This window comes from Mycolicibacter senuensis (assembly GCF_003284925.1).
Lineage (GTDB): Bacteria > Actinomycetota > Actinomycetes > Mycobacteriales > Mycobacteriaceae > Mycobacterium > Mycobacterium algericum_A.
On the sequence record NZ_QMEX01000212.1, the window covers coordinates 1 to 4,423 of the forward strand.

Annotated in this window: 7 protein-coding genes and 1 pseudogene; all 8 read left to right on the top strand. The window is 69.9% G+C overall.

Going from position 1 to position 4,423, the window contains the following annotated elements; genetic code table 11:
- Positions 1-432: type VII secretion-associated protein (locus DQP56_RS22785; RefSeq protein WP_112689289.1), on the top strand; the 432-nt coding region annotated here is incomplete at its 5' end.
- A 73-nt stretch (positions 433-505) separates the two neighbouring features.
- Positions 506-841 carry a WXG100 family type VII secretion target gene (locus DQP56_RS22790; RefSeq protein ID WP_286167803.1) on the top strand — a complete coding sequence of 112 codons (336 nt, stop codon included), beginning with the start codon at positions 506-508 and terminating at the stop codon, positions 839-841.
- A gap of 9 nt (positions 842-850) precedes the next feature.
- Positions 851-1,147, top strand: coding sequence for a WXG100 family type VII secretion target (locus tag DQP56_RS22795; protein WP_112689282.1), 297 nt, complete (start codon positions 851-853; stop codon positions 1,145-1,147).
- Between the two features lie 291 nt (positions 1,148-1,438).
- Positions 1,439-1,882, top strand: a complete 444-nt coding sequence (gene rplM / locus DQP56_RS22800) for a 50S ribosomal protein L13 (protein ID WP_085083157.1) — start codon at positions 1,439-1,441, stop codon at positions 1,880-1,882.
- Positions 1,879-2,385 carry a 30S ribosomal protein S9 gene (rpsI, locus tag DQP56_RS22805; protein WP_112689284.1) on the top strand — a complete coding sequence of 169 codons (507 nt, stop codon included), beginning with the start codon at positions 1,879-1,881 and terminating at the stop codon, positions 2,383-2,385. The genes rplM and rpsI overlap by 4 nt, the downstream gene beginning before the upstream one ends.
- 145 nt (positions 2,386-2,530) lie before the next feature.
- Complete coding sequence (glmM, locus tag DQP56_RS22810) at positions 2,531-3,862, top strand: phosphoglucosamine mutase (RefSeq protein ID WP_112689286.1); 1,332 nt, start codon at positions 2,531-2,533, stop codon at positions 3,860-3,862.
- A gap of 48 nt (positions 3,863-3,910) precedes the next feature.
- Positions 3,911-4,213 carry a type VII secretion target gene (locus DQP56_RS22815; protein WP_112689287.1) on the top strand — a complete coding sequence of 101 codons (303 nt, stop codon included), beginning with the start codon at positions 3,911-3,913 and terminating at the stop codon, positions 4,211-4,213.
- Between the two features lies 1 nt (position 4,214).
- Positions 4,215-4,423, top strand: a pseudogene (locus DQP56_RS22820) (hypothetical protein); the annotation flags it as partial.

Sequence of the window (4,423 nt, forward strand, 5' to 3'; positions counted from 1 at the left end):
TGCGCCGCAGGGCACCCGGCTGGTGCCGATCCCGGGTGCGCCGCCGTCGCTGCCGGACCCGGATCGGCCCGGGTGGAGGTGACGTCGCCGACCGACCCGCGGCTGGTGCTGCACGTCACCCAGGCGCCGGCCGCCGCCGACACCCTGGCCGCGGTCGCCGAACCCCTGCAGCGGGGCCTGCAACTCGCCGACACCGAAACCCCCGGGGTGTTCGTCGGTTTCGACCCCGCCGGCAGCAGCGCGGGACGGCCGGCAGTGACCTATCGGGAGGTTCGCGCCGGCCATCACGTCGACTGGGCGGTGTTGGTCGACCGGGCGGTGCGGATCGGTATCGGGTGTCAGAGCGGACCCGGCGACGACGACGCACTGCGCCCGGTGTGCGAGCAGGCGGTGCGTTCCGCCCATGCGCTGGAAGTGAGGCCCGCGAGCTGATCGGCGGGAACCGAAATGAGCCCACCGGAGTCGAACTACATATCAGCCAAGGCAACCGACGATAGGGACAGACGTGGCTATACCGCCAGGACCCGCGGGCACCACCGCGCTCAGCGCCGACTTCGACATCATGCACGCCGTCGCGGCGACCACCGACGCCCGTAACGAGGAGATCCGGGGGATGCTGCAATCCTTCGTCGCCCGGATGCGGGCCGTTCCGCCGTCGGTCTGGTCGGGCATGGCCGCGGCCCGATTCCAGGACGTGCTGGACCGCTGGAACACCGAATCGCTGAGACTGCACCACGCCTTGGCGCGCATCGCCGAGACCATCCGCCACAACGAGCGCGCACTGCGAGAGGTGGCCGAGAGCCACTCGCACCACATCGCTGCCGCCGGCGACGGAATCTGAGGAGCAGCCGTGGACGCGACACTGTCCTACAACTTCGAGGAGATCGAATACGCCGTCCGCCAGGAGATCCACTCCACGGCCAGTCGGCTCAACGGCGCGCTCGAGCAACTCCGCTCACAGATCGCGCCGCTGCAGCAGGTGTGGACCCGGGAAGCGGCCGACGCCTACCACGCCGAGCAGCTGCGATGGCAGCACGCCGTCAGCGCGCTCAACCAGATCCTGTTCGACTTGGGCCGCGCGGTGCGCGACGGTGCCGCCGACGTCGCCGACGCCGATCGCCGCGCGGCAGGGGCTTGGGGGAGGTAAGGAGAGACCGCCCCCGGACACGGTGTGGCCCCGATCGGTAAAGAGCCGCCGGGGCCGCACCGCCATGTCCACCGGCCGTGAGGGCGCCATTGAGCTGTCGCCCGTTTTGACCTGCCCGGATCACCGCCGGTAAGCTGCTCCGTTGGCGTGCGGTGCCTTGTTGGCGCAGCGGGTCCTCGGGTCACTGTCGGTCGCCGAGAATCACCCCCGCCGTCCACGCCGGACCGGCACCCGGCTCGTACCGGGATCCGCAGAACCGGGTTGCAACCCGAATAACGAGAGGTAAGCGCTGTGCCCACCTATACGCCGAAGGCGGGTGACACCACGCGGTCGTGGTATGTCATCGACGCCACCGACGTGGTGCTCGGCCGGCTCGCCGTCGCGGCAGCAACGCTGCTGCGCGGCAAGCACAAGCCGACGTTCACGCCGAATGTCGACGGCGGTGACTTCGTCATCGTCATCAACGCCGACAAGGTCGCCATGAGCGGCAACAAACTGCAGAAGAAGATGGCTTACCGCCATTCGGGCTACCCGGGCGGGCTGCGCAAGCGCAGCATCGGCGAGCTGATGGAGACCCGTCCCGACCGTGTCGTGGAGAAGGCGATCCTCGGCATGCTGCCCAAGAACAAGCTCGGCCGCCAGATCAAGCGCAAGCTGCGCGTCTACGCCGGCCCGCAGCATCCGCACACCGCGCAGCAGCCGGTCCCGTACGAAATCAAGCAGGTGACGCAATGACCGAGACCGACATCGAAGGCACCCCTGAGACCCCTGAGGTCACTGAGGCTGTTGAGGCCGACGAGACCGTGGCGGTGCAGTCAGACGCCGCACCGGCCTACGAGCCGCACGACCTGGGCCGCCCCATCCAGACCGTCGGCCGCCGCAAGGAGGCCGTGGTGCGTGTCCGGCTGGTGCCCGGCACCGGCAAGTTCAACCTGGACGGGCGCACCCTGGAGGCCTACTTCCCCAACAAGGTGCACCAGCAGCTGATCAAGGCTCCGCTGGTCACGGTGGACCGGTTGGAGAGCTTCGACGTCTACGCCCACCTCGACGGCGGCGGCCCCTCCGGGCAGGCCGGCGCGTTGCGGCTGGCGCTGGCCCGCGCGCTGATCCTGGTGCAGCCCGAGGACCGGCCGGTGCTGAAAAAGGCGGGCTTCTTGACTCGCGACCCACGGGCCACCGAGCGCAAGAAGTACGGCCTGAAGAAGGCCCGCAAGGCGCCTCAGTACAGCAAGCGCTGATCTGCGGTTGCATTTTGGCAGCGAGTTGGGGGTATCTTCCGCACGAGGGAGGTACCCCCGGCTTGCTTTCGAGAGTGCGGGTTTCCGGCCCCACACCGGCGTGTCGGACCGGGAACACGCACGCTCGCGGCGATAAAGGATAGTTATGGGTCGTCTTTTCGGCACCGACGGTGTCCGCGGGGTCGCCAACCGCGAACTGACCGCAGAACTCGCCGTTGCCCTGGGCAGTGCGGCCGCACAGCGGCTGTCCACCGGCACCGAGCGTCGGGTCGCCGTCGTCGGCCGTGACCCGCGGGCCAGCGGCGAGATGCTGGAGGCCGCGGTCATCGCCGGGCTGACCAGCCAGGGCGTCGACGCGCTGCGAGCCGGCGTGCTGCCCACGCCGGCGGTGGCCTATCTGACCAGCGCTTATGAAGCCGACTTCGGGGTGATGATCTCGGCGTCGCACAATCCGATGCCCGACAACGGCATCAAGTTCTTCGGCCCGGGAGGCCACAAACTCGACGACGCCACCGAGGACCAGATCGAGGATCTGGTCGCCGCCGGGCCGGGGTTGCGACCGGTCGGCGCCGGGCTGGGCCGGGTGGTGGACGCCAAGGACGCCCTGGACTGCTACCTGCGCCACCTCGGCGAATCCAACCGGACCCGGCTCGACGGGCTGACCGTCGTGGTGGACTGCGCGCACGGCGCGGCGTCGGAGGCCGGACCGCGCGCCTACCGGGCCGCCGGTGCCACCGTGATCGCCATCAACGCCGATCCCGACGGGCTCAACATCAACGAGGGCTGCGGTTCGACGCACCTGGAACCGTTGCGTGCCGCGGTGCTCGCCCACGGCGCCGACCTGGGCCTGGCCCATGACGGCGACGCCGACCGGTGCCTGGCCGTCGACGCGGCCGGCAATGTGGTCGACGGTGACGCCATCATGGTCGTGCTGGCGCTGGCCATGCGGGACGCCGGCGAACTGGCCGGCAATACCCTGGTGGCCACGGTCATGAGCAACCTCGGGTTGCATCTGGCGATGCGCGAGGCGGGCATCGACGTGCAGACCACCGACGTCGGTGACCGTTACGTGCTCGAGCAACTACGGGCCGGCGGTTTCACCCTCGGCGGTGAACAGTCCGGCCATATCGTGCTTCCGCAGCTGGCCACCACCGGCGACGGCATCATCACCGGCCTGCGCCTGATGGCGCGGGTGGCCCAGACCGGCACTCCGCTCGCCGGGTTGGCCGCGGCGATGCGCACACTGCCGCAGGTGCTGATCAACGTCGAGGTTGCCGACAAAGCCGACGCGGTGAGCCGCCTGGCGGTGCGCACCGCGGTCCGGCGCGCCGAGGAGGAGCTCGGCGACACCGGCCGAATCCTGTTGCGGCCCTCCGGAACCGAGCAGCTCGTCCGGGTGATGGTGGAAGCCGCCGATGAGGACACCGCGCACCAGATCGCGGTCAGCGTCGCCGACACGGTCCGCACCGGACACTGAATCCCGCACTGAGGGAACCGCGGGGGCTTCGGCGCCGTCATATCCGTTATGGGACGACAACCGCTGTATCTCGATGCCGCCGCGCTGCGCTGCGTGGCGGACTGTTTGGACGACACGGCGGCAGCGATCGACGTTGCCGTCCGAATCCGGTTGGGCGGGCTGGTATTCGACGGTAGCGCTGCCGGACGTGATCATGTCGCCGCGGGAGAGGCGCTGCGGCGTGCGCTAGACGCCTGGGCGCCGGAGTTGACGCGCTGGTCGCGCGCGGGCACCGAGATCGCCGCGGCATTGCGCGCCGGGCTGGCGCGTTACGGCGCCGCCGAGTCGTTTGCGGCGGATCGGGTCGGTTGAGGTGGCGCCGCGATACGACGTGGCCGCGCGGCTGGCCGAGGGCCGAGAAGCGGTAGCCCACACCCAGGCCTACGTGTCGGCGTGTCATCGGCGCGGTTATGGCCATCCCGATCTCACCGGCTACGACGGGCAGCTTGCCGACCGCTACGACAGCGAAGCCGGCCTGGATCTGCAGCGCCTAGACGCCGACTGCGCCGCACTGGCGGCGTT